The organism is Curtobacterium sp. C2H10, from assembly GCF_025407985.1.
Classification (GTDB): Bacteria; Actinomycetota; Actinomycetes; order Actinomycetales; family Microbacteriaceae; genus Curtobacterium.
Genome location: NZ_JABXGF010000058.1, coordinates 1 through 22072 on the forward strand (window position 1 = coordinate 1; position 22072 = coordinate 22072).

Genomic DNA, 22072 nt, shown 5'->3' on the forward strand with positions numbered 1-22072 from the left:
AACGACGCCGAGGCGGCCAGGCGGGTCCTCCGCGCCGGATTCGACCTCGTGCTCGTGCCGCTCGACGTCACCCGGCACTCCCCGACGACGACGCGGTCGGGTCGCATGCGGAGCGCTTCGCGGACGAGCCGGTCGAGGCCGAGCGCGCCGGCGCCCTCGGCGTTCGCCTGCCGGGCCTCGAGCGCGACGACGTGCGGGTGGTCGATCCGGAGTTCGGCGACGTCCTCGACGGTGACGATCCGCTCGTCGGGCGGGACGGCCGCCAGCATCGCGGCGAGCATGGTGGTCTTGCCGCTCCCGGTCGCGCCGGTGACGAGCACGTTGCGGCGCTCGTCGACCGCTCGCTCGAGGACCGACCGAGGGACGCGCGCGAACGCTCCGAGCGCCTCGAGCGACTGCAGGGTCGGCCGGGTCGGCGCGGGCAGACGGATCGAGACCGCGGTCCCGCCGACGGAGACGGGTGCGAGCACGACGTGCACGCGGATGCCGTCGCCGTGGCGGACGTCGACGCAGGGCGTGGTCTCGTCGACGTGCCGCCCGCCCCGTGCCACGAGTTCGGTCGCGAGTTCCCGCACCCGCCGTTCGGGCAGCTCGGGTCCGGCTCGTTCGAGCCCGCGCCCCCGGTCGACCCACGTCCCGCGGCCGCCGACCACGAGGACGTCGGTGACGCCCGCGTCGCCGACGAGCGCGGCGAGCTCCTCGAACTCGGTGGCGACGACGTCCCGACTCCGGATCGGTCGCGTGGCGCCGGGCAGGAACGGGGCGTCGGCACGGTGTCGGTGCATGCGACCAGAGAGTAGGGAACGGCCGTCGCCGCTCGGAGGTCCGCTCCACCTTCTGTGGAGCGCTGCCCGCTCGGCGAGCAACGGACCGTTTTGTACCCCGGCACGCAATGCCGTACCCCACTCGGTGTCCCTGCGTCGGAACACCCGCACGCCACGGCCTACCGAGCGGGGCCGAGTCCGGTTGTGCAACACGTGTCGAACAACCCGACGCACCGTTCCATGCAGGATCATGGACAGGTCTGTCCACGCTTCGGCATGCCCGCGCGGATCGACGCGCGTCACCGACCACGAGCGCGGTCGACCGTGGCACGAACCGGCCCGGAAACGAGAAGAGGCGGCACCGGTTGGGGGGAACAGGTGCCGCCTTGACATCGGTGGATTGGGGGGAATCCGAACCGTTGCCGCCGGAAACGAGTCCAGCGGGAACTACTGTACCCCATGATCGGCCTCCGGAAGCAACCCCCGGATGGACTTCTGGGCGTGCCGCGGTGCACGCCCAGAGCGAACAGGACCGCCACGGCCGCACACGCCCCCGCCGACCCGCGCCCATGCCGAGGGGTAGTCTCCGACTGCACCCCTGCCGCAACGACGCGAAAGGACATCGATGTCCGCTCCGACCCAGACCGACCCCCGCAACGACGGAGCCCCCGGCAGCCCGGACACCCCGGACGCCGGCCGAGACGCCACGTTCCCCCCGTCGCCGGAGTTCGTCGCCGACGCCGTCGCACACGAGGACCTGCACGAGGCCGCCTCCGCCGACCGCGAGGCGTTCTGGGCGGACCAGTCCCGCGCGCTCCTCGACTGGCGGACGCCGTTCACCCAGACCCTCGACTGGTCCGGAGCCCCGTTCGCGAAGTGGTTCGCCGACGGCACGCTCAACGTCGCCGAGAACTGCCTCGACCGGCACGTCCGCGCGGGCAACGGCGACCGGGTGGCGATCCACTTCGAGGGCGCTCCCGGGGACACCCGACGCATCACCTACGCCGAGCTGACCGCCGACGTGCAGCGCGCCGCGAACATGCTCACCGACCTCGGCGTCGGGCAGGGCGACCGCGTCGTCGTCTACCTCCCCCTCATCCCCGAGGCCGTCGTCACGATGCTCGCCGTCGCCCGCATCGGCGCCGTGCACTCGGTCGTGTTCGGTGGCTTCAGCGCGGAGAGCCTCCGCGCCCGCATCGAGGACGCCGGCGCGAAGCTCGTCGTCACGGCCGACGGCGGCTGGCGCCGTGGCGCGGTCTCCGCGCTCAAGCCCGCGGTCGACGAGGCACTCGAGGGCGAGGGCACCGACAGCGTCGAGCACGTCCTCGTCGTCAAGCGCGGCGGCAACGACATCGCCTGGAACGAGCGCGACCTCTGGTGGCACGACGAACTGGCGAAGGCGGACCCCACCCACGAGGCGCAGGCCTTCCCCGCCGAGACGCCCCTCTTCATCCTCTACACCTCGGGCACGACCGGGAAGCCGAAGGGCATCGTGCACACCTCCGGCGGGTACCTGACCCAGGCGGCGTACACGCACAAGAACGTGTTCGACATGCACCCGGAGAAGGACGTCTACTGGTGCACCGCCGACATCGGCTGGATCACCGGGCACTCCTACGTCGTCTACGGCCCCCTCGCGAACGGCGTCACGCAGGTGCTCTACGAGGGCACCCCGGACGAGCCGAAGCCCGGCCGCTGGTGGGACATCGTCGACGCGTACGGCGTCACGGTCCTCTACACCGCGCCGACCGCGGTCCGCGCCGCGATGAAGGCCGGCCGCGCGGTCCCGGAGGCCCGCAGCCTCGAGACCCTCCGCCTGCTCGGCAGCGTCGGCGAACCGATCAACCCCGAGGCGTGGAACTGGTACCGCCAGGTCATCGGCCACGACCGCACGCCCATCGTCGACACGTGGTGGCAGACCGAGACCGGCGCGATCATGATCTCCGCGCTGCCCGGCGTCACGAAGCTCAAGCCCGGAGCCGCCCAGACACCGCTGCCGGGCATCGTCGCCGAGATCGTCGACGACGACGGCCACCGCGCCGACCCCGGCGAGAGCGGCTACCTCACCATCACCGAACCGTGGCCGTCGATGGCGCGCGGCATCTGGGGCGACCCGGACCGCTTCGTCGAGACCTACTGGTCACGGTTCCCCGGTCGGTACTTCGCAGGTGACGGCGCCCGGCTCGACGGCCAGGGCGATATCTGGATACAGGGCCGCGTCGACGACGTCATGAACGTGTCGGGACACCGCCTCTCGACGGCCGAGATCGAGTCGGCCCTCGTCGGGCACGAGGGCGTTGCCGAGGCCGCGGTCGTCGGTGCCGCCGACGAGACGACCGGGCAGGCGGTCGTCGCCTACGTCATCCTCACGTCGGAGGCGGCAGCCGACGTCGACCGCGAGTCCGCGGCCGCGGAGCTCCGGAACTGGGTGGGCAAGCGCATCGGCGCGATCGCGAAGCCCCGGCAGGTGGTGATCGTGCCCGAGCTGCCGAAGACACGCTCCGGCAAGATCATGCGTCGCCTGCTCCGCGACGCGGCCGAGGGCCGTCGCATCGGCGACACGACCACGCTGGCGGACCCGACGATCATGGCGACCATCTCGGAACTCATGTAGCAGGGACGACGCGAGCCGCGCCTCCCGTCCGATCGGACTGGAGGCGCGGCTCGCGTGACGTGCGCTGCTGACGGTCCGTCAGTCGGTGAGTTCCACCACCAGCTCGACCTCGACCGGCGCGTCCAGCGGGAGCACGGCGACGCCCACCGCGCTCCGCGCGTGGACGCCGGCGTCACCGAACACGTCGCCGACGAGCGTCGATGCGCCGTTCGCGACACCCGGCTGCCCGGTGAAGGACGCGTCGGACGCGACGAACACCGTGACCTTGACGACGCGCGCGACCCGGTCGAGCGAACCGGCGACCGACTCGACGGCGGCGAGGGCGTTGAGTGCCGCCACCCGCGCCTGGGCCGTGGCGGTCTCGGCGTCGACCGTGCCGCCCACCTTGCCGGTGACCGGCAGCGAACCGTCCACGAACGGCAGCTGACCGGCCGTGTAGACGTACCGGCCGGTGACGACGGCGGGCACGTAAGCCGCGACGGGGGCCGCGACCGCCGGCAGGGCCAGCCCGAGCTCGGCGAGCCGGTCGGCGACGGTCATGCGTCGGCCTTCGGGCGCTTCAGGTAGGCGACGAGTCCGCCCTCGGGGCCGGTGACGACCTGGACGAGTTCCCACCCCTCGTCACCGAAGTTGTTGAGGATGGCGGTGGTGTTGTGGATGATCAACGGGGTCGTGAGGTATTCCCAGCGAGTCATGGAGATCCTTACCAGCCTTTCAGTCGGCGGTGTCGTTTAGGCTGCATCCTATGTCTGCCCAGAAGACGTCTGCCTCGCGGACCAAGCCCGTCTCTGCAGTCGGCGCCTTCGTCGGTTTCGTCGGTTTCAGCGTGCTCGCCGGTCTGCTCGTCACGATCGGTGTCACCCCGGCCATCGCGGTCGCCGGTGTCACGACGACGTCGACGATCGGCGTGTTCGAGTCGCTGCCGGAGTACATCGAGATCGGTGACCTCCCGCAGCGCAACGAGCTGTACGCGTACCAGGGCGGCAAGAGCGTGCACTTCGCGACGGTCTACGACCAGAACCGTCAGGAGCTGAAGTTCGACCAGATCAGCGACCAGCTGAAGAACGCGGCGATCGACGGCGAGGACAAGCGCTTCTACGACCACGGCGGCGTCGACATGACCTCGCTCGTCCGTGCGGGCGTGGGCTCCCTCGCGGGCGGCCTCGGCGAGTCGGGCGGTGGGTCGACGCTGACCATGCAGCTCGTCCGCAACATCAAGATGAACCAGGCGCTCGAGCTCACCACTCCGGAAGAGCGTCTCAAGGCGTACAACGACGCGGTCGAGCAAACCATCCCCCGCAAGCTCGAGGAGATGAAGCTCGCGATCGGGCTCGCGAAGAAGTACACCCACAAGGAGATCCTCACCGGATACCTCAACATCGCGTACTTCGGCGACCAGACCTACGGCGTGCAGGCCGCCGCGCAGCACTACTACAACAAGAGCGCGACCGACCTGACCCCGGCCGAGGCCGCCTCGATCCTCGCGATCGTGCAGTCGCCGAACACGCGCAACCTGTCGAACCCGAAGTACTACGACGCCAACGTCGCTCGCCGCAACGTCATCCTCAAGTCGATGTACGCGCAGAAGCACCTGACGAAGGCCGAGTACGACGAAGCCGTCAAGTCGAACCCGAAGGACTACGTCCACCTGACGCAGCCGTCCCAGGGCTGCAAGGCCTCGGTCGGCGACGGCTCGCAGTTCTTCTGCGACTACGCCGTGCAGGTCGTCAAGGAGATGTCGCAGCTCGGCGCCACGCAGAAGGAGCGTGACGCCGCCTGGCGCAACGGCGGCTACAAGATCCAGACGACGCTCGACATCGACGCCAACGCGCAGCAGAAGCAGGTGCTCAACACCTACGACAACAAGGCCGAGACGAACTTCAAGCTCGGCGCAGCGCTCGACTCGGTCGAGGTCGGCACGGGTCGCATCCTGACGATGGCGCAGAACAAGGACTACGACCAGTCGCTGCAGTCCCCGCCGACGTCGACGTCGATCAACTACAGCGTCGACAAGAAGTACGGCGGCGGCATCGGCTTCCAGGTCGGGTCGACCTACAAGCTCTTCACGCTGCTGCAGTGGCTCAAGGCCGGCCACGGCCTCAACGAGACCGTGAACGGGACGCCGCACAACACCGCCGTCTGGCAGCACTGTGGCGAACCGAGCTACACGAACTGGGCGCCGAAGAACGACTCCGCGGGTGAGAACGGCAACTACACCGTCGCCCGTGCGACCGCGCTGTCGGTGAACGCAGCGTTCGCCTCGATGGCCGCCAAGCTCGACCTCTGCGACATCAAGCAGACCGCGCAGGACCTCGGCGTGCACTCCGGTGACGACAAGACCGAGCTCAACTCGTACCCGTCGTCCATCCTCGGCACGAACAACATCGCGCCGCTGACGATGGCCGCCGCGTACGCCGGTGTCGCCAACAACGGCACCTTCTGCGAGCCCATCGCGATCGACAACGTCACCAACGCCGAGGGCAAGAGCCTCGGCGGCCAGCCGAAGGCCTGCAAGCAGGTCCTCGACCCCTCGGTCGCGCAGACCGCGGTGTACGCGATGAAGGGCACGATCTCCGGCGGTACCGCGGTCGGTGCCCAGACCTACGACGGCACCCAGCTGTTCGGCAAGACGGGCACCACCGACGACGCCGACCAGATCTGGCTCGTCGGGTCGAGCACCCGCGTCGCCACGGCCTACTGGCAGGGCAACACCGACGGTGGCAAGAACAACCTCCGTCACTACGGCAACGGTGTCAGCGGCACCTACGCGAGCGCCCGTGCGGACGTCTGGCGGCAGGCGCAGACCCCGATGAACGCGCTGTACCCGGCAGGTGCCTTCACGGACCCGTCGTCCTCGGCCCTGCGCGGCAACGCGAAGGCCGTCCCGGACGTGACCGGCAAGACCGCTGCCGAGGCGAAGGCCGCGATCGCCGGCGCCGGGTTCACCTACGTGGACGGCGGCGCGCAGCCGGGCTCCGCGAAGGCCGGCACCGTCTCGTCGACCTCGCCGTCGGCGAACTCGCTGCTCTCGAGCGGTTCGAGCGTCACCGTCTACACCTCCGACGGCTCGCAGATCGTCATGCCCGCGATCGCCGGAGCAACGCTGGACACGGCACGGTCGAAGCTCAACGAGCTCGGGTTCTCGAACGTGAGCATCTCCGACTCGTACGTCAAGGGCGGCGCCGGCAAGACGTGCCGTGTGGCGTCGGTCGACCCGGGCGTGCACGCCGCGGCGAGCAAGGACTCCGCGGTGACGCTGACCCTCTACGGCGACAAGAACGGCAAGGCGCCCAAGGACTGCAAGTGAGTCGCGGTCGCGCTGCGCTGGGGGTCATCGCAGCGGGTGCGGCCGTCGGTGCCGCGTCGGCGGCCTGGGGCACGCTCGTCGAGCGACGTCGGTTCGGCATCCGGTGGGAGACCATCCCGGTGCTCCCGCCGGGGTCGCGCGACGTCACCGTGCTGCACCTGTCCGACATCCACATGGCGCCGTGGCAGGCCGACAAGCAGCAGTGGCTGCGTGACCTGAGCCTCGTCGAGCCCGACTTCATCGTCAACACCGGCGACAACCTCGGGCACCCCACGGCCAACGCTGCGGTGGAGTACGCGCTCGAGCCGTTCCGCGGCGTCCCCGGCGCGTTCGCGTACGGGTCGAACGACTTCTACGGGCCGACGCCGCGCAACCCGTTCAAGTACTTCGGCGGCCCGAGCACCCACAAGCACGGCACCCGCCCGGTCGAGCTCGACATCGACCGGCAGACGGCGTTCTTCGAGTCCCTCGGCTGGCTGGACGTGAACGACCAGGCACACGCCATCGAACTCCGCGGATCGCGGTTCGAGCTCTTCGGGACGTCGGACGCCCACCGCGACTGGGACCGGCTCGACCTGCTGCCGACCAACGTCGACGAGATGCGCGGCGACGTGCCCTGGTCGGAGGACGAGGACGGCCCCTCCCCCGTCGCCCTCGGCATCACCCACGCGCCGTACCGCCGGGTGCTCGACGCCTTCGTCACCCAGGGCGCCGACGTCATCTTCGCCGGGCACACCCACGGCGGCCAGGTCCAGGTCCCCGGCGTGGGTGCCCTCGTCACGAACTGCGACCTGCCGCGTCGGTACGTCAGCGGGCTGCACAAGTGGCAGCACCGTGGGCACTGGTCGTGGCTCGAGGTCTCTGCGGGCCTCGGCACGTCGATCTACGCGCCGGTCCGGTTCGCCTGCCGACCCGAGGCCGTCGTGGTCACCCTGACCGCCCGCACGGACTGAACACGACGCGCCCGGGAGTTCGCCGGATGGTCACGACCACCCCCGATCATCGGATAGACTTCTGGGGTTGCTCCGGTACGGAGTGACCACACCGCGGGGTGTGGCGCAGCTTGGTAGCGCGCCTCGTTCGGGACGAGGAGGTCGCAGGTTCAAATCCTGTCACCCCGACACTGTGTTGAGACAGTACGAAGAAGGCCCTGGTTCTCCGGAACCAGGGCCTTCTGCTCTTCCCGTCGGTGCAGTGTGCACGTCGGTGCAGTGTGCACGTCGGTGCAGTGTGCACGTCGGTGCAGTGTGCACGACGACACATCTCGCGGGCTGAGCACCGGCGCGGACGTCGCAACTGCGTAGCGTGATGCCCCATGAACCGGTGTGAGCGACGACACCTGCCCCGGCTCGTGGCGCAGGGCGGGATCGCGGCCGTCGGGACAGGGCTGTTGTCCGCAGCGTGGGCCTTCGTGTCCAACATCTTCGCGACAGATCCCTCCGGCCCGAACGGTGACGGCCGACCCGTCTGGGGTCTGGTGCTCTGTTGGGTCTCGACCGTTGCGCTCCTCGTCCTGCTGCGCCGTGCACCGCGGACGACCTTCGTGGCGGCTCTGGTCGCCGCATCGCTCGTCGCGGTGGTCACCTCCTCGATCTACGGCACGCTCACGGCGATCGTGCTCCTCGGCGCAGAGGATGCGCGAAATGCGCTGCAGCTCATCGTCAGCCTGGGGGCTGGTGGCGTCGGTCCACTCGTGATCGTGGTCGGGCTGCTCCTCGTGCGAGCGCGGACGCGGCGGGTCGGCGTCGCCGTGGCGCTCGTGTTGAGCTCGACGCCGCTGTGGTTCGCGCTCCTCCGCTTCCTCGACGTGCGCGACTGCGACTGACCGTGGGTGCTGTCCACGACCGAGCCGAGGACGCTGTGACAGCGCGGTGCCGCATCGCCGCCGTCCTCGCGTTCCTCGCGGCCCTCGTCCTGAGCTCCGCGAACGCCTGGACGGTCGGGCGGTTCATGCCGTACTCCGACGGTCGGACGGGCCTGCTGCCGCAGCTGTTCCTCCCGGTGGTCCTCTGCTCGATGCTCTCCGTGATCTTCGGCGCACTGGTGACCCGCTCGACCGTGTCGCACTGTCGACGGTGGGCGACGATCGGGTCGCTGTGCGTGGTCGTTCCGGCCGCCGTGCCGTTCGGCGGGATGACGCTCTTCGCGGTGCTGAGCATCCCGACGAGTCCGAACCCTGTCGGGTCGGTGGTGACCGCGGCGAGCCCGGTCGTCTCCGCCGCGACAGTGGTCGTCCTCACCGCGCTCCTCGGTCGCCCGATGTCGCTTTGGCTGCGGTGCTGTGGCCTCGTCGTCGTCTCCGCCGTTCCCGTCCTCCTCGCAGTCGCGCGAGTGCTCCTCGTTCCGTGACCGGGTACCCTGACCGTGTCATGCACCATCCGAGCGACCCCCTCACCGCGATAGCCGAACAGATCCAGGCTCGGTTCCCCGAACTGGCCACGGACCCGGACCTGGCGCAGAGCCTCGAGGACAACGTCGCCTCGATGATCCGTGAGGCCCACGCCCGCTACGCCGCGGGCGACGGCTCCAGCATCGTGAGCGACGCGTTCCTCGACCCCGAGCACCTCGCGACGGGCACCCTGCACGCCGAGCAGTCGCAGCACCCCGCCGGAGCGATGCTCGCAGCGGAGATGCTCTTCGACGCGTACCTGCCGGTCTTCGTCGAGGAGGTCGGTGCCGTCGACGTCCCCGACGTCCTGCGAGCCACCCGCGCGCTCCACGCGGGCATCTGGAACCGGTTCCCCGCCGGCGCCATCGCTTACACCGAAGCGCTCCGGCAGCGGGCGAGCAGCGCGCACCTGGACTCACGGACGCAGATCGCCCGAGACCTCCACGACCGGATCGCCCACGCGATCATCGCTGGGGTGCAGCGGGTCGACCTCGTCCTCTTCACGGATCCGCCGGCGCCGACGAGGGTCGGACACCTCGAGGATGCGGCACGACTCCTCCGCGACGCGCTCGGCGAAGTGCAGGACCTCGCGGTCGCCCTGCACGCCCGGGTCGGTGACGACCTCCTCGACTCCGCGCTGGCACGCCACGCGGCGGACCTCTTCCCCGAGGACGCATCGATCTCGATCAGCTCGTACGGGACACCCGTGGCGATGCCGAGCTGGAAGTCCGAGGAGGCCCTGACGATCCTGCTGGAGGCGCTGACGAACTGGCGCAAGCACGCGCGGGACTCGACCGCGACCGTCCACTTCGAGTGGTCCGACACCGCCGTCACCGTCACCGTCTCGGACGACGGACCGGGCTTCGACGACACCGAGGAGCGCAGGGGCCGGTTGGGGCGCCGGACGATGCAGGAGCGAGCCGGGTTGATCGGCGCCCGGTTCGCGATCACGAGCCGACCGGGCGACGGGACCACCGTCGCGCTCATCGTCCCGATCGGCGGCGTGTGACCGGCTTCGGTGTGGTCCACGTCGCGATCGTCGACGACCACGACCTGTTCCGCGAAGGCCTCGCGGCGATCCTCGGCGCACGGTCCGGGTTGCGGGTCGTGGCGCACGGCGCTCGCCCGGCGGACGTCCTCGCCACGACGGAGGCCGTGGCCATCGACGTACTGCTCCTCGACGTCGAACTCGACGGGCCGCCCGCTCGGACCACGATCGCATCACTGCGCCGGACGCGTCCGGACATCGCGGTCATCGTGCTGACGATGCACCGCGACGCGGTCCTCCGCCGCACGCTCCTCGCGGCGGGTGCGACCGACTTCCTCACCAAGACCACGCCGAGCAGTGAACTCGTCGAGCGGATCATCCGGGCGGCGTCCGACCGTCCGCCCACGTCGTCGACGGCGGAGACGCAGTCCGACACGGGGACGGCCGCCCTGTTGAGCGACCGCGAGCTCGAGGTCCTCCGGCTCATCACGCGCGCCCGTACCAACGCCGAGATCGCCGCCGAACTCGGCATCGCCATCGGGACGGTCAAACGACACGTCTACAACGTCTTCCGCAAGCTCGAGGTCAGCTCCCGCGTCGCCGCGATCTCCGCCGCGACACGGCTCGGCCTGCTCGACTGAGCGCCCGCTCGGACGGGCTAGACCGACGCGCCCTCCCCCGCAGCCACGAGCCGCCCCTCCGCGTGCAGCCCCGCCACCACGTCGAGCGCCTGGTGCCGGTACCGCGCCTGGGCCGCGCCAGGAGCGACGATCACGCCGTTCGCCCCGGTCGAGGCCACGAGGGCGTTGATCTTCGCCGCGACCTCGTCCGCGGTGCCGTACGCCTGACGCTCGGTCCGTGCCTGGATGAACCGCCGCTCGAGGTCACTGAACTCGTACGCGCGGGCCTCCTCCATGGACACCGGCTCGGGCTTCGCGCCCTGCCGCATCCGGATGAACGAGATCATGCCCGGGGCACTCTGCTCGTCGATCACGGCGGGGTCCTCGTCGGTGACGACCTGCACGCCGATCAGCGCGTTCGGGGTCTGCCGGAAGCGCGACGGCCGGAAGGAGTCACGGTAGAGCGCGAGCGCGGCCTCGGTGTTGTCCGACGCGAAGTGGTGCGCGAAGGCGAACGAGACGCCGAGGGCACCGGCGACCTGCGCGCTGTACCCGGAGGACCCGAGCAGCCAGAACTCCGGCACGTCGCCGTAGCCCGGCACCGCTTGGATCCTGGCGAGGGGGTTCGCGGGGTCCATCCCGGTGAAGAAGCCGATCAGGTCGGCCAGCCGGTCGGGGAAGTCGTCGACGTCGAGCCGGTCGGTGCGGCGCAGCGCCATCGCGGTCGCGCCGTCGGTGCCCGGGGCACGCCCGAGGCCGAGGTCGACCCGGTCGCCGTAGAGCGCACGGAGCGTGCCGAACTGCTCGGCGATGACGAGCGGCGCGTGGTTCGGCAGCATGACACCGCCGGAACCGATCCGGATGGTGGACGTCGCGGCACCCACGGCGCTGAGCAGCACCGCCGGCGCGGAGGACGTGATCCCCGGCATGCCGTGGTGCTCGGCGACCCAGAAGCGCTCGTAGCCGAGCTTCTCGGCGTGCACCGCCATGTCGATGGAGCCCTGCAGGGCTTCGGTGTTGGACTGACCGTACTCGCGGGTCGCCAGGTCGAGGACGGACAGGTGCACGGATGCGTCGCTCATGCAGTCGCCAACGCCACCCGGCCGACGTGCATTCCGCACCGTGTGCGGGCCTGGAGGCGCGGGTCGGCGCCGACCCGCGCCTCCAGGCCGGCAGACGGTCGCGTCTGCACGAGGCGGGCCGGCGGACCTGTCAGTCGCCGTCGAGGCGTCCGCCGGACTCCGTGAGGTAGCAGTTGGCGCAGAGCGACTCGTAGGTGACGTCCACGCCGTCGATCGCGACCTGCGATCCGTCGAAGACGAACCGTCCGTCGACCTTGCGGGCGTTGAAGACCGCCTTGCGGCCGCAGCGGCAGATCGTCTTGAGTTCCTCGAGCGAGTGCGCGACCTCGAGCAGGCGGGCGCTGCCGGGGAACGCCTCGGTGCGGAAGTCCGTCCGGATGCCGTACGTGATGACCGGCACCTCGTCGAGGACGGCGATGCGCAGCAGGTCGTCGACCTGGCGGGGCGTGAGGAACTGCGCCTCGTCGACGAGCACGCAGCTGACCGGCCGGACCATGCCGTCGAGCCGGTCCGACTCGGGGTCGGTGGCACCGGCCTCGGTGACCGCCGCGCGGACGTCGGCGTCGGGCGTGAACACGATGTCGACGGTGCGGGTCACCCCGAGCCGCGAGACGATCTCACGGTCGCCCTTGGTGTCGACCGACGGCTTCGCGAGGAGCACCCGGTGACCGCGTTCCTCGTAGTTGTAGGCCGCCTGCAGGAGCCCGGTGCTCTTGCCGCTGTTCATGGCGCCGTAGCGGAAGTAGAGCTTCGCCACTACGCGAGGAACCCGTCCTCGGCCGCACGACGGATGAGGTCGGACTTCTTGGACGCGGGCCGGCCGACCTTGCTGTACTTCTCGCGCACGCGGCGCAGGTAGGTCTTCGCCGTCTCGTACTGCACGTTCATCTGCGCGGCGACCTCGTTCGTCGAGTAGCCCGACACGTACAGGCGCAGCGCTTCCTCTTCGCCGTGGCTGAGCTTCGGCCGCTGGTGCGCGTTCGCCCCGGTCGGCAGCGGCCGCCAGTCGCGCTGCGGCGGGGTGTCCCGCGCGACGCCCATGATCTCGCGCGCGACGTCCATGACCTCGCGCATGGGGAGCGACTTCGACAGGAAGGCGGCGGCGCCGGCGGCGAGGGCACGGTCGCGGGACTCTCGGCTGTCGACGCTCGACAGGACGATGACCTTGGCCCCGGCGGCACGGCAGGTGCGCACGCGGGCCTCGATCGAGACCGGTTCCTTGAGCTGGAAGTCGAGGAACACCAGGTCGGTCGGGAAGTTCTCGCTGTGCACCATCTCGAGCCACGTGTGGGCCGTCAGCGCGAGGTCGAAGTCGAACGCGTTCACCGCGATCCAGCTCGACAGGCTGTCCAACAGCACCTCGTGGTCGTCGAGGATCGCCAGCCGCACGCGTCGTGTCCCCGGGTTCGGGACGGCGGGCGCACCATCCGTGATCCGGCTCGGGTCAGTGCTGGTCATACGAGAACCTTAGTGCGAGGGCGGAGGGTCGGACCGCGACGTCCAGATCGGGGAACGTCACGCGGAGGACCGCGAAGTAGGGGTCGAAGGTGCGGTGGATGCCGACGTCGGAATCGGCGACGGCGAGGTCGATCGCGACGGTCACGCCGCGGCCGGTCGCGGGCGGCTGCGCGGTGCCGGTGGTCCGCTCGTCGCCGCCTGCGCCTCCGTCCGAGTCGCCGATCGCCCCGTCGTCCGTCCCCGTCCGTCGGATCGTGGCGCGGAACCCGGCGGGGTCGACCGTGGAGGCACGCAGTGCGGCCCGCAGGAACGTCCGGACGACGGTGCGCTGGTCGGCGTCGAGGGTGGCGATGAGCCCGTCGGGGTCGTCGACGACGGCGTCGGTGCCCCCGTCGGTGCGGACGGCCTGCTCGAACCAGGTCCGGTCGGCGTCGGCCACCATCGAGCGCCGGATGCCGTCGGCGATCGACCGGGCCCGGGCGCGGTCGGCGTCGGTGATGACCTCGCGCGTGCGGAGCTCGGCGAAGAAGGGTGCGACGTCGCGGGCGAGGATCGTCGAGCGGTCCTGCTGCACGCTGGCGTCGATGCCGTCGCGCTCCGCACGCTCGACCGAGTAGGACCCGGCCCGGATCTGCACGCGCTCGGCGAGCCCGGCGAACGTCCACGCGAACACCGCCGAGGCCGCGGTGAGCACGAGCGTCGGCGCTGCCGCCAGGAACGCCGCGACCCCGATCGGGACGTGGTGCGGGAACGCCCACGCCACGATGCCCCACGAGACCCCGGTGACGACCGCGAGCAGCAGGCCGCCCAGGGCCAGGTCCGTCCAGGGGCGGTACGGCGCCGTCATCACGATGCCGGTCGCGGCCAGCAGGGACATGAAGTCGTTCAGTGCGCTGCGGTCCGGGCCCCACTGGGCGGCGACGCTCGTGATCGTCGCCGCGGCGAGGAGCAGCACGTGCACCACGAACGCCCAGCGCGGGAACGGTGCGCGGAACGGACTCGACGCGACGAACACGACCGCTCCGGAGGCCGCGACGAGCAGCACGGTGAGGGCGCTCAGGGTGGGGCTGCCGACGACGTCCCGGTCGAAGACGGACACGAACAGCGCCCACAGCACACCGCAGGCGCCGAGCACGATCGCCAGCGGGCGGGACCCCATCGCGCCGAGCGGGTCGTACTGCTGCGCGGTGCGGCCGGCGTCGCGGGCGGGACCGGGGCGCGTCACCGACCGACCTCGGACCCGGCGTTCGGCACCGGGGTCGTCCCGGTGACCGCACCGTACGGCACGGACATCATGACGCTCGTCCCCGAGCCCGGTGACGACCACACCTGCACGTCGCCGCCGACCCGGCCGATCCGCTCCCGCACGGATCCGCGCAGGCCCATCCGGTCGGGGCTCGTCGTGGACTCGTCGAAACCGCGCCCGTCGTCGACCACCATGACCGTGCACGCCACCCCGTCGTCGAACACGCTCACCTCGGCCGCGTCGGTGCCCGCGTGCTTCCGGACGTTCGCCAGGCACTGGCCGACGGCACGGAGGATCGCCGTCATCGCCGCCTGGTCCAACCGGACGAGGGCCGCGGGGTCACCGGTGACGGTCACCGTGAGTCCGAGCGCCCGGTGGTCGTCGACCATCTGCTCGAACGCGCGCACCGCGGCACCGGGTTCGGCGCGGGCCGGGCGGGCCCCAGGCGCGAGCCACTCCTTGCCCGTGAGCATCGCGACGTCCGCCTCGACCGTGCGGGCGAGCTGCGGGTCCATCGGGCCGTCGGGCGCGAGGGCGATCGCACCGAGGTGGTTGAGGACCGTGTCGTGCAGGATGGCCGCCGCCTCGGCCTCGACCCCGGCGCGGTACGCGGAGACGTGCTCCTCGCGCGCAGAACGGAGCAGCTCGGGCTGCACACGCTCGGAGCGGGCGGTGTTGCGGCTCGTGATGAGCACGAGGGCGATGACGAACGCGAGCGTCACCCACGCGAGCACGAGGGGGTGCGTGGGACCGCCCGCCTGCGCGATCGCGATCGACGTCGCGACCCGACCGACCAGGAACCCGGCGATCGACCACAGTGCCACCCGCCCCGCGACCGCGCCGGCACCGCCCACCAGCACGAGCGGGATGATCGACAGGGAGAGCAGGTACGAGGCGACCCACCCGGCGGGGACCTCGCGTTGCACGACCACGGCGAACCACCACGCGCACACCCCGCCGACGACGAGGAACGCGACGGCCGACCGCCACGTGCCGAACTGCACGTGGACGGCGATCATGCCGAGCATCGGGACCAGCGCCAGCACGGCACCGATCACCCGGACGTCCGGTTCGGCCAGGCGGTAGAGCACCAGGGCGATCGCGGCGGCGGCGAGCGAACCGATCGCCGCGGCGTGGAAGGCCCGCACGGTCGACCACGCGTTCACTCGCGGAGCGAGGTGCGTGGGGATGCCGAGCACGGGTGGGGGTCCTTCCGGACGTGGGGGAACGCCGCCCACGATCCAACCACGGTTGGTGCGACCGTGTACCCCGATTGTCGGAGTGATCGGCGACCCGCTCGATGATACCGGCACGCGGGTGTTCCCGGTGTCCCCCGAACGCGGACCGACGCCCTCGTGCCCGAAGCCCGTCAGAAGAGCGTCGGCACGACCGGTGCAGCGCGTGGGACCAGGCGCTGGTCGAACCCCGGGTCGGCGCGCTTGAGCGGCGAGGACGTCGGACGGGACTGCTCCTCGAACGGCGACGGTCCGGAGATCGCTCCCGCCGGCGTCGCGGGCGCTGCCCCCGGGTCGCTCAGCCGGTTCGAGAACCCCATCGAGCCGGTCGCCGGATCGACGTGGCCGAGCCCCATGCCGTGCGCGCGCAGGATCGGGCGGACCCGCTCCGACAACCAGCGCCGGTAGTCCTTCGGCGCGAAGGTGTTGTCGAGGTACATCGACCGGTACCGCTCGACGAGGTCCGGCCGGGTGCGCTGGAGCCACGCGAACCACCAGGGCTTCACGCCGGGACGCAGGTGGAGTGCGGAGTACATGACGCTCGACGCCCCAGCGGCCGCGGCTCGCCCGACGGCGTCGTCGAGGTGGGCACGGGTGTCGGTGATGTACGGCAGGACGGGCATGAGGAACACGGAGCACGTCAGGCCCGCGTCACGGATGGCCCGGACCGTCGCCAGGCGCGCCGCCGTCGTCGGGGTGCCTGGCTCGACCTGCTGCTGGAGTTCGTCGTCGTAGACCGCGATCGACATCGCCAGGTCGACCGGCACCGACCGCGCGGCCTCGACCAGCAACGGGATGTCGCGGCGCAGCAGGGTGCCCTTCGTCAGGACGCTGAACGGCGTGCCCGAGTCGGCCAGGGCACGGATCACACCGGGCATCAGCCGGTACTTGCCCTCGGCCCGCTGGTACGGGTCGGTGTTCGTGCCGAGCGCGACCGGGTGTCGGTCCCAGCTCGGCTTCGTGAGCTCGCGGTGCAGGACGTCGGCCACGTTGGTCTTCACGACGATCTGCTGGTCGAAGTCCGCTCCCCCGTCGAACTCGAGGTAGGTGTGCGTCGGGCGGGCGAAGCAGTACACGCACGCGTGGCTGCAGCCCCGGTACGGGTTGATCGTCCACCCGTACGTCCCGCCGCCGTCCGCGCTCGGGACGCGGTTCAGCGCGCTCTTGGCCAGGACCTCGTGGAAGGTGACACCCGCGAACTCCGGCGTCGTCACGCTCCGGACGAACCCGCTGTTCGACTCGAGCCCGGGGAGCGCATCGCTCCGCGAGGCATCGATCGCCTGCCCACTCCACCGCATGCAGTCATTCGAACACACGTTCGAACGACATGCAAGCGGGGTCGGCTCAGTGGTGGAGTCCGAGCACCTTCGCCGTGCGCTCGAGCGTCGCGTCGGCGAGCTCCGCGTCGGACCCGAGGTCCTGCCCGTAGGTGGGCACCATCACGCGGACCGCGGCTTCCCAGCGGTCCCAGCGGTCCGGGAAGCACTTCCGGAGCAGGCCGAGCATGATCGGCACCGCGGTGGACGCCCCCGGGCTCGCACCGAGCAGGCCGGCGATCGAGCCGTCGGCCGAGGTGATGACCTCGGTGCCGAACTGCAGGACGCCGCCCTTGTCCTTGTCTGGCTTGATGACCTGCACACGCTGTCCGGCGGTGATCCGGTGCCAGTTGCCCGGCTCGGCGCTCGGCATGAAGTCGCGCAGGGCGTCGAACTTCGTCTGCTTCGAGGCGAGGAGCTGCCCGATCAGGTAGCGCACCAGGTCGAAGTTGGAGAACGCGACGCTCAGCATCGGCCGGAGGTTGTGCGGCCGGATCGACTTCACGAGGTCGAAGAGCGAGCCCTGCTTGAGGAACTTCGGGCTGAAGCCCGCGTACGGCCCGAACATGAGCGAGGCGTTGCCGTCGACGATCCGGGTGTCGAGGTGCGGGACGGACATCGGCGGTGCACCGACGCTGGCCTTGCCGTAGACCTTCGCCGAGTGCTTCTGCACCACCTCGGGGTCGTCGGTGCGGAGGAACTCACCGGAGACCGGGAACCCGCCGTACCCGCGGATCTCCGGGATGCCGGACTTCTGCAGCAGGTGGAGGGCCCCGCCCCCGGCGCCGACGAAGACGAACTTCGCCGCGATGCGCTGGGTCGACCGACCGATCTCGTTGCGGACGTCGAGCACCCAGCCTTCGCTGACGGTCGAACGCGTGAGCTTCGTGACCTGGTGCGACGGCTCGAACTCGACACCGTCGATCTCGAGCTGGTCGAAGAGCTGCCGGGTGAGCGACCCGAAGTCCACGTCGGACCCGGCGGCGGAGTAGGTCGCCGCGATCGGCTGGTCCTTCTTCCGACCCGGGATGAGCGCGGGCGCCCACTTCCGGATCTGCTGCGGGTCGTCGGAGAACTCGAGCCCGGCGAAGAGCGGGTGGTCCTTCATCGCCTCGTACCGCTTGCGCATGTACTCGACGTTGTCGGCACCCCACACGAACGAGATGTGCGGCGTGGGGTTGATGAAGTTCGACGGTTCCGGCAGGTCACCGGTCTCGACGAGGTGGGCCCAGAACTGGCGCGAGACCTGGAACTGCTCGTTGACGGTCACGGCCTTGCTGATGTCGACACGGCCGTCCGACAGCTCCGGCGTGTAGTTCAGCTCACAGAGCGCGGAGTGGCCCGTCCCGGCGTTGTTCCACGGGTTCGAGCTCTCCTGCGCGACGGTGCCGAGGCGCTCGTAGACGCGGATCTTCCAGGTGGGTTCGAGCCGGTGGATGATGGCGCCGAGGGTGGCGCTCATGATCCCTCCCCCGACCAGGACGACGTCGATGGGGTCCACCTGCTTCACTGCCACCCGACAATGCTAGCGGCGTCGGCTGACAAGCCGGGCCGGGAACGCCAGGAGGCGCGGTGCCAGCTGGCAGCGCGCCTCCTGGATCGCACAGGGTTACGCAGCGACCGTCCGGCGCGCGACGATCGCCTCGGCGATCTGCACCGCGTTCAGCGCGGCGCCCTTGCGGAGGTTGTCGTTGCTGACGAAGAGCGCGAGGCCGTGTCCCTCGGGTGCGGACTGGTCCGCACGGATGCGGCCGACGAAGGACGGGTCCTGCCCGGCGGCCTGCAGCGGCGTCGGGACGTCGGCGAGCTCGACCCCGGGTGCGTCGGCGAGGATCTCGGTCGCACGCTCGGGCGACAGCGGGCGCTCGAACTCGGCGTTGACCGAGATGGAGTGGCCCGTGAAGACGGGCACGCGGACGCACGTCCCGGCGACGAGCAGATCGGGCAGCTCGAGGATCTTCCGGCTCTCGTTGCGGAGCTTCTTCTCCTCGTCGGTCTCGCCCAGCCCGTCGTCGACGATGCTGCCCGCGAGCGGGATGACGTCGAACGCGATCGGGCGGACGTACTTGACCGGCTCGGGGAAGGTCACGGCGGAGCCGTCGTGCGTGAGCGCCGCGGTGTCCTGCTCGAGCGCGGCACGCGCCTGGCCGAGCAGCTCCTCGACGCCGGCGAGCCCGGAACCCGAGACCGCCTGGTAGGTGGTGGCGACGAGGCGACGGAGGCCGGCCTCGGTGTCGAGCACCTTGAGGACCGGCATGATCGCCATCGTCGTGCAGTTCGGGTTCGCGATGATGCCCTTCGGCGCATCGTCGATGGCGTGCGGGTTCACCTCGCTCACGACGAGCGGGACGTCCGGGTCCATGCGCCAGGCGCTGGAGTTGTCGACGACGAGGGCGCCCGCGGCGGCGAACTTCGGCGCGAGGGCCCGCGAGGCGGTGGCACCGGCCGAGAACAGCGCGATGTCGATGCCCGACGGATCGGCGGTCTCGGAGTCCTCGACGACGATCTGCTCGCCGCGGAACGGCAGCGTGGTGCCGGCGGACCGGGCACTCGCGAAGAACCGGACGCGCTCGGCCGGGAACGCGCGCTCCTCGAGCAGGCGGCGCATCACGGCGCCGACCTGGCCGGTGGCGCCGACGACGGCGACGGTGAGGGTGCTCATGCGGTACTCCTGACGGGTCAGCGGCCGGTGCCGGCGTAGACGACGGCCTCGGAGTCGGCGTCGAGGCCGAACGCGTTGTGCACCACGCGCATGGCCTCGTTGAGGGTGTCGGCACGGGTGACGACCGAGATGCGGATCTCCGACGTGGAGATCATCTCGATGTTGATCGACGCCTCGTGCAGGGCGCGGAAGAGCGCCGCGGAGACGCCCGCGTTCGTGCGCATGCCGGCGCCGACCAGGGCGAGCTTGCCGATCTGGTCGTCGTACTGGATGCCCTCGTAGCCGATGTCGGCCTTCGCGACCTCGAGCGCGGTCAGGACACCCTGGCCCTGGTCCTTCGGCAGCGTGAACGAGATGTCGGTCCGCCCGGTGACGGCCTCGGACACGTTCTGCACGATCATGTCGATGTTCGCGCCGGCGCGGGCGACGATCGTGAAGATCTCCGCCGCCTTGCCCGGGGTGTCGGGCACGCCGACGACGGTGATCTTGCCCTCGGAGAGGTCTCCGGCGATGCCGGTGATGATCGGTTCTTCCACGGTTTCCCCCTCTGCAGGGTTGTAGACGATGGTTCCCTCGGCGTTGCTGAAGGAGGAGCGGACGTGCAGGGTGACGCCGTGCCGACGGGCGTACTCGACGGCACGGATGTAGAGGACCTTCGCACCGGATGCTGCGAGTTCGAGCATCTCCTCGCTGGTGATGCGGTCGACCTTCTTGGCCTTCGGCACCACGCGCGGGTCGGCGGTGAAGATGCCGTCCACGTCGGTGTAGATCTCGCAGATGTCGGCGTCGAGGGCCGCGGCGAGGGCGACGGCCGTCGTGTCCGAACCGCCGCGACCGAGCGTGGTGATCTCGCCGGTCGTGCGGTTGAAGCCCTGGAACCCGGCGACGATCGCGACGTGCCCGGCGTCGAGTGCCTCGCGCACGCGCTTCGGGGTGACGTCGACGATGCGGGCCTTGCCGTGCTGGGCGTCGGTGAGCATGCCGGCCTGGCTGCCCGTGTACGACGACGCCTCGACCCCGAGGCTCTTGATCGCCATCGCCAGGAGCGCCATCGAGATGCGCTCCCCCGCGGTGAGGAGCATGTCGAGTTCACGTCCGGCGGGGATCGGCGTCACGGAGTGCGCGAGGTCGACGAGCTCGTCGGTGGTGTCGCCCATCGCCGAGACGGCCACGACGACGTCGTTGCCGGCCTTCTTCGTCTGGACGATCCGCTTCGCCACGCGCTTGATGCTCTCGGCGTCCGCGACGGACGATCCACCGAACTTCTGCACGATCAAGGCCACTGGTTGGTACTCCCGGGGACGACGGTTCCGCGACTGTCACGCGGTCTCATGATGGTAGTCGGTGTTTCGAGGATGTTGCGTCAGAGCCGGTGCAGACGCAAGGATCCTGCGCGCTGCTCGGCTCCGGCAGGTCAGCCTCCGACGACCCGACGGCCCTCGAACGCGCGGCCGAGCGTGACCTCGTCGGCGTACTCGAGGTCACCGCCGACGGGCAGCCCGGACGCCAGGCGGGTCGTGCGGATGCCCATCGGGACGAGCAGCCGGCTGAGGTACGTCGCCGTGGCCTCGCCCTCGAGGTTGGGGTCGGTGGCGATGATGACCTCGTCCACCGTGCCGTCCGCCAGTCGTGTCATGAGCTGCTGGATGCGCAGGTCGTCCGGGCCGACGCCGTCGATCGGGCTGATCGCGCCGCCGAGCACGTGGTACAGCCCGCGGAACTCGCGCGTCCGTTCGATCGCGGCGACGTCCTTCGCCTCTTCGACGACGCAGATGACCGCCGGCGACCGGCGCGGGTCACGGCAGATGCTGCACTGCACGTTCTCGGTGACGTTGCCGCAGATCTCGCAGAAGCGGACCCGCTCCTTGACGTCCGCCAGGAGCTCGGACAGCCGGGTGGGGTCGAACGACTCGGTCTGGAGGATGTGGAACGCGATGCGCTGCGCCGACTTCGGTCCGATGCCGGGGAGGCGACCGAACTCGTCGATGAGGTCCTGCACGATGCCGTCGTACATCAGGCGCCTTCCTCGTGGAGGGAGGTCTCCTCGATGAACTGGGCGTTCAGGATCTCACGGACGACGGCCTCGCCGTAGCGGCCCGCGACGGGGGTGCGGCGGACCTGCGGGGCGGGTGCGGCGGGGCGCTGGGCCGGTGCCGGGCGCTGCTGGCTCGGCACGGGGGCGGCGGGCTGCTGCGGCGCGGCGGACTGCTGCGCGTCGGGGTAGGGGTCGCCGTCGCCGTACGGGTCGTCGTCGAGCGGGTAGTCGTCGACGGGGACGTCCGGGCTGCCGCCCGGTGCGGCGGACGGACCGCCGGACGGTGCGGTGGCCGGACCGGTGGACGCCGCGGCGCCCGGGCCACGGTCGGCGTCGGTGTCCGGACTGCCGGGAGG

The 22072-nt window shown here is 70.7% G+C and carries 20 protein-coding genes, 1 tRNA gene and 1 pseudogene; 8 read left to right on the top strand and 14 right to left on the bottom strand.

The features are described 5' to 3' along the window. The coding region (locus HWD93_RS15880; protein WP_261647341.1) for a CpaF family protein at window positions 1–785 on the bottom strand (785 nt) is incomplete at its 3' end. A gap of 604 nt (window positions 786–1389) precedes the next feature. Here HWD93_RS15880 and acs point away from each other — a divergent pair. Further along, complete coding sequence (acs, locus tag HWD93_RS15885) at window positions 1390–3378, top strand: acetate--CoA ligase (protein ID WP_261647342.1); 1989 nt, start codon at window positions 1390–1392, stop codon at window positions 3376–3378. A 78-nt stretch (window positions 3379–3456) separates the two neighbouring features. Here acs and HWD93_RS15890 read toward each other — a convergent pair whose 3' ends face one another. Both HWD93_RS15890 and HWD93_RS15895 read right to left on the bottom strand, forming a co-directional pair. Further along, window positions 3457–3918: a RidA family protein gene (locus HWD93_RS15890; RefSeq protein WP_261647343.1), complete on the bottom strand. Its 462-nt coding sequence runs from the start codon at window positions 3916–3918 to the stop codon at window positions 3457–3459. Next, a complete protein-coding gene (locus tag HWD93_RS15895) occupies window positions 3915–4073 on the bottom strand; it encodes a hypothetical protein (RefSeq protein ID WP_022907077.1) in 159 nt (52 codons plus the stop codon). Before HWD93_RS15895 ends, HWD93_RS15890 begins: the two co-directional genes overlap by 4 nt. A 50-nt stretch (window positions 4074–4123) precedes the next feature. Between HWD93_RS15895 and HWD93_RS15900 the strand changes: the two genes are divergently transcribed. The 7 genes from HWD93_RS15900 (at window position 4124) to HWD93_RS19590 (ending at window position 10703) form a co-directional block, all read left to right on the top strand. Then, window positions 4124–6685 carry a transglycosylase domain-containing protein gene (locus HWD93_RS15900; RefSeq protein WP_070418411.1) on the top strand — a complete coding sequence of 854 codons (2562 nt, stop codon included), beginning with the start codon at window positions 4124–4126 and terminating at the stop codon, window positions 6683–6685. After that, window positions 6682–7638, top strand: coding sequence for a metallophosphoesterase (locus HWD93_RS15905; protein WP_261647344.1), 957 nt, complete (start codon window positions 6682–6684; stop codon window positions 7636–7638). Before HWD93_RS15900 ends, HWD93_RS15905 begins: the two co-directional genes overlap by 4 nt. Window positions 7639–7732: 94 nt before the next feature. After that, window positions 7733–7806 (top strand) — tRNA-Pro (locus tag HWD93_RS15910). A gap of 194 nt (window positions 7807–8000) precedes the next feature. Next, on the top strand, window positions 8001–8510 hold the full coding sequence (locus tag HWD93_RS15915; RefSeq protein ID WP_261647345.1) for a hypothetical protein: 510 nt from the start codon (window positions 8001–8003) through the stop codon (window positions 8508–8510). A gap of 35 nt (window positions 8511–8545) precedes the next feature. Next, window positions 8546–9034 carry a hypothetical protein gene (locus HWD93_RS15920; RefSeq protein ID WP_261647346.1) on the top strand — a complete coding sequence of 163 codons (489 nt, stop codon included), beginning with the start codon at window positions 8546–8548 and terminating at the stop codon, window positions 9032–9034. Window positions 9035–9054: 20 nt separating this feature from the next. Beyond that, window positions 9055–10083 (top strand): sensor histidine kinase, encoded by a 1029-nt coding sequence (locus tag HWD93_RS15925; protein ID WP_261647347.1) that lies wholly within the window; start codon window positions 9055–9057, stop codon window positions 10081–10083. Next, window positions 10080–10703 carry a response regulator transcription factor gene (locus tag HWD93_RS19590; RefSeq protein ID WP_261647348.1) on the top strand — a complete coding sequence of 208 codons (624 nt, stop codon included), beginning with the start codon at window positions 10080–10082 and terminating at the stop codon, window positions 10701–10703. Before HWD93_RS15925 ends, HWD93_RS19590 begins: the two co-directional genes overlap by 4 nt. A 17-nt stretch (window positions 10704–10720) precedes the next feature. On the opposite strand, the gene HWD93_RS15935 is transcribed toward HWD93_RS19590, so the two are convergent. From HWD93_RS15935 to HWD93_RS15985, 11 genes and pseudogenes are all read right to left on the bottom strand, one after another. Then, a complete protein-coding gene (locus HWD93_RS15935) occupies window positions 10721–11764 on the bottom strand; it encodes an LLM class flavin-dependent oxidoreductase (protein WP_261647349.1) in 1044 nt (347 codons plus the stop codon). Between the two features lie 130 nt (window positions 11765–11894). Next, the gene (locus HWD93_RS15940; RefSeq protein WP_071295952.1) at window positions 11895–12521 is read right to left on the bottom strand and encodes a thymidine kinase; all 627 of its coding nucleotides are present in this window, start codon (window positions 12519–12521) and stop codon (window positions 11895–11897) included. Beyond that, window positions 12521–13222, bottom strand: a complete 702-nt coding sequence (locus HWD93_RS15945) for a response regulator transcription factor (protein ID WP_229086463.1) — start codon at window positions 13220–13222, stop codon at window positions 12521–12523. The genes HWD93_RS15940 and HWD93_RS15945 overlap by 1 nt, the downstream gene beginning before the upstream one ends. Continuing rightward, window positions 13209–14447, bottom strand: a complete 1239-nt coding sequence (locus HWD93_RS15950; RefSeq protein WP_229086465.1) for a hypothetical protein — start codon at window positions 14445–14447, stop codon at window positions 13209–13211. The genes HWD93_RS15945 and HWD93_RS15950 overlap by 14 nt, the downstream gene beginning before the upstream one ends. Next, window positions 14444–15667, bottom strand: a complete 1224-nt coding sequence (locus HWD93_RS15955) for a sensor histidine kinase (RefSeq protein WP_070418406.1) — start codon at window positions 15665–15667, stop codon at window positions 14444–14446. The genes HWD93_RS15950 and HWD93_RS15955 overlap by 4 nt, the downstream gene beginning before the upstream one ends. A gap of 170 nt (window positions 15668–15837) precedes the next feature. Further along, on the bottom strand, window positions 15838–17001 hold the full coding sequence (locus HWD93_RS15960) for an Rv2578c family radical SAM protein (protein WP_261647350.1): 1164 nt from the start codon (window positions 16999–17001) through the stop codon (window positions 15838–15840). A 46-nt stretch (window positions 17002–17047) separates the two neighbouring features. Further along, window positions 17048–18535 (bottom strand): malate:quinone oxidoreductase, encoded by a 1488-nt coding sequence (locus HWD93_RS15965; RefSeq protein ID WP_261647351.1) that lies wholly within the window; start codon window positions 18533–18535, stop codon window positions 17048–17050. Window positions 18536–18628: 93 nt separating this feature from the next. Beyond that, on the bottom strand, window positions 18629–19681 hold the full coding sequence (locus tag HWD93_RS15970) for an aspartate-semialdehyde dehydrogenase (protein ID WP_261647352.1): 1053 nt from the start codon (window positions 19679–19681) through the stop codon (window positions 18629–18631). Between the two features lie 17 nt (window positions 19682–19698). After that, window positions 19699–20964, bottom strand: a complete 1266-nt coding sequence (locus HWD93_RS15975; protein WP_070418403.1) for an aspartate kinase — start codon at window positions 20962–20964, stop codon at window positions 19699–19701. A gap of 131 nt (window positions 20965–21095) precedes the next feature. Beyond that, window positions 21096–21695 (bottom strand): recombination mediator RecR, encoded by a 600-nt coding sequence (gene recR, locus HWD93_RS15980; RefSeq protein WP_261647353.1) that lies wholly within the window; start codon window positions 21693–21695, stop codon window positions 21096–21098. Then, window positions 21695–22072: pseudogene (locus HWD93_RS15985) on the bottom strand (hypothetical protein); the annotation flags it as partial. The gene recR and the pseudogene HWD93_RS15985, both read right to left, overlap by 1 nt.

Coding starts and splice junctions, on each gene's coding strand:
- HWD93_RS15935 (WP_261647349.1), bottom strand. CDS start 11,764: ATGAGCGACGCATCCGTGCACCTGTCCGTCCTCGACCTGGCGACCCGC.
- recR (WP_261647353.1), bottom strand. CDS start 21,695: ATGTACGACGGCATCGTGCAGGACCTCATCGACGAGTTCGGTCGCCTC.
- HWD93_RS15945 (WP_229086463.1), bottom strand. CDS start 13,222: ATGACCAGCACTGACCCGAGCCGGATCACGGATGGTGCGCCCGCCGTC.
- HWD93_RS15895 (WP_022907077.1), bottom strand. CDS start 4,073: ATGACTCGCTGGGAATACCTCACGACCCCGTTGATCATCCACAACACC.
- acs (WP_261647342.1), top strand. CDS start 1,390: ATGTCCGCTCCGACCCAGACCGACCCCCGCAACGACGGAGCCCCCGGC.
- HWD93_RS15925 (WP_261647347.1), top strand. CDS start 9,055: ATGCACCATCCGAGCGACCCCCTCACCGCGATAGCCGAACAGATCCAG.
- HWD93_RS15970 (WP_261647352.1), bottom strand. CDS start 19,681: ATGAGCACCCTCACCGTCGCCGTCGTCGGCGCCACCGGCCAGGTCGGC.
- HWD93_RS15900 (WP_070418411.1), top strand. CDS start 4,124: ATGTCTGCCCAGAAGACGTCTGCCTCGCGGACCAAGCCCGTCTCTGCA.
- HWD93_RS15960 (WP_261647350.1), bottom strand. CDS start 17,001: ATGCGGTGGAGTGGGCAGGCGATCGATGCCTCGCGGAGCGATGCGCTC.
- HWD93_RS15890 (WP_261647343.1), bottom strand. CDS start 3,918: ATGACCGTCGCCGACCGGCTCGCCGAGCTCGGGCTGGCCCTGCCGGCG.
- HWD93_RS15915 (WP_261647345.1), top strand. CDS start 8,001: ATGAACCGGTGTGAGCGACGACACCTGCCCCGGCTCGTGGCGCAGGGC.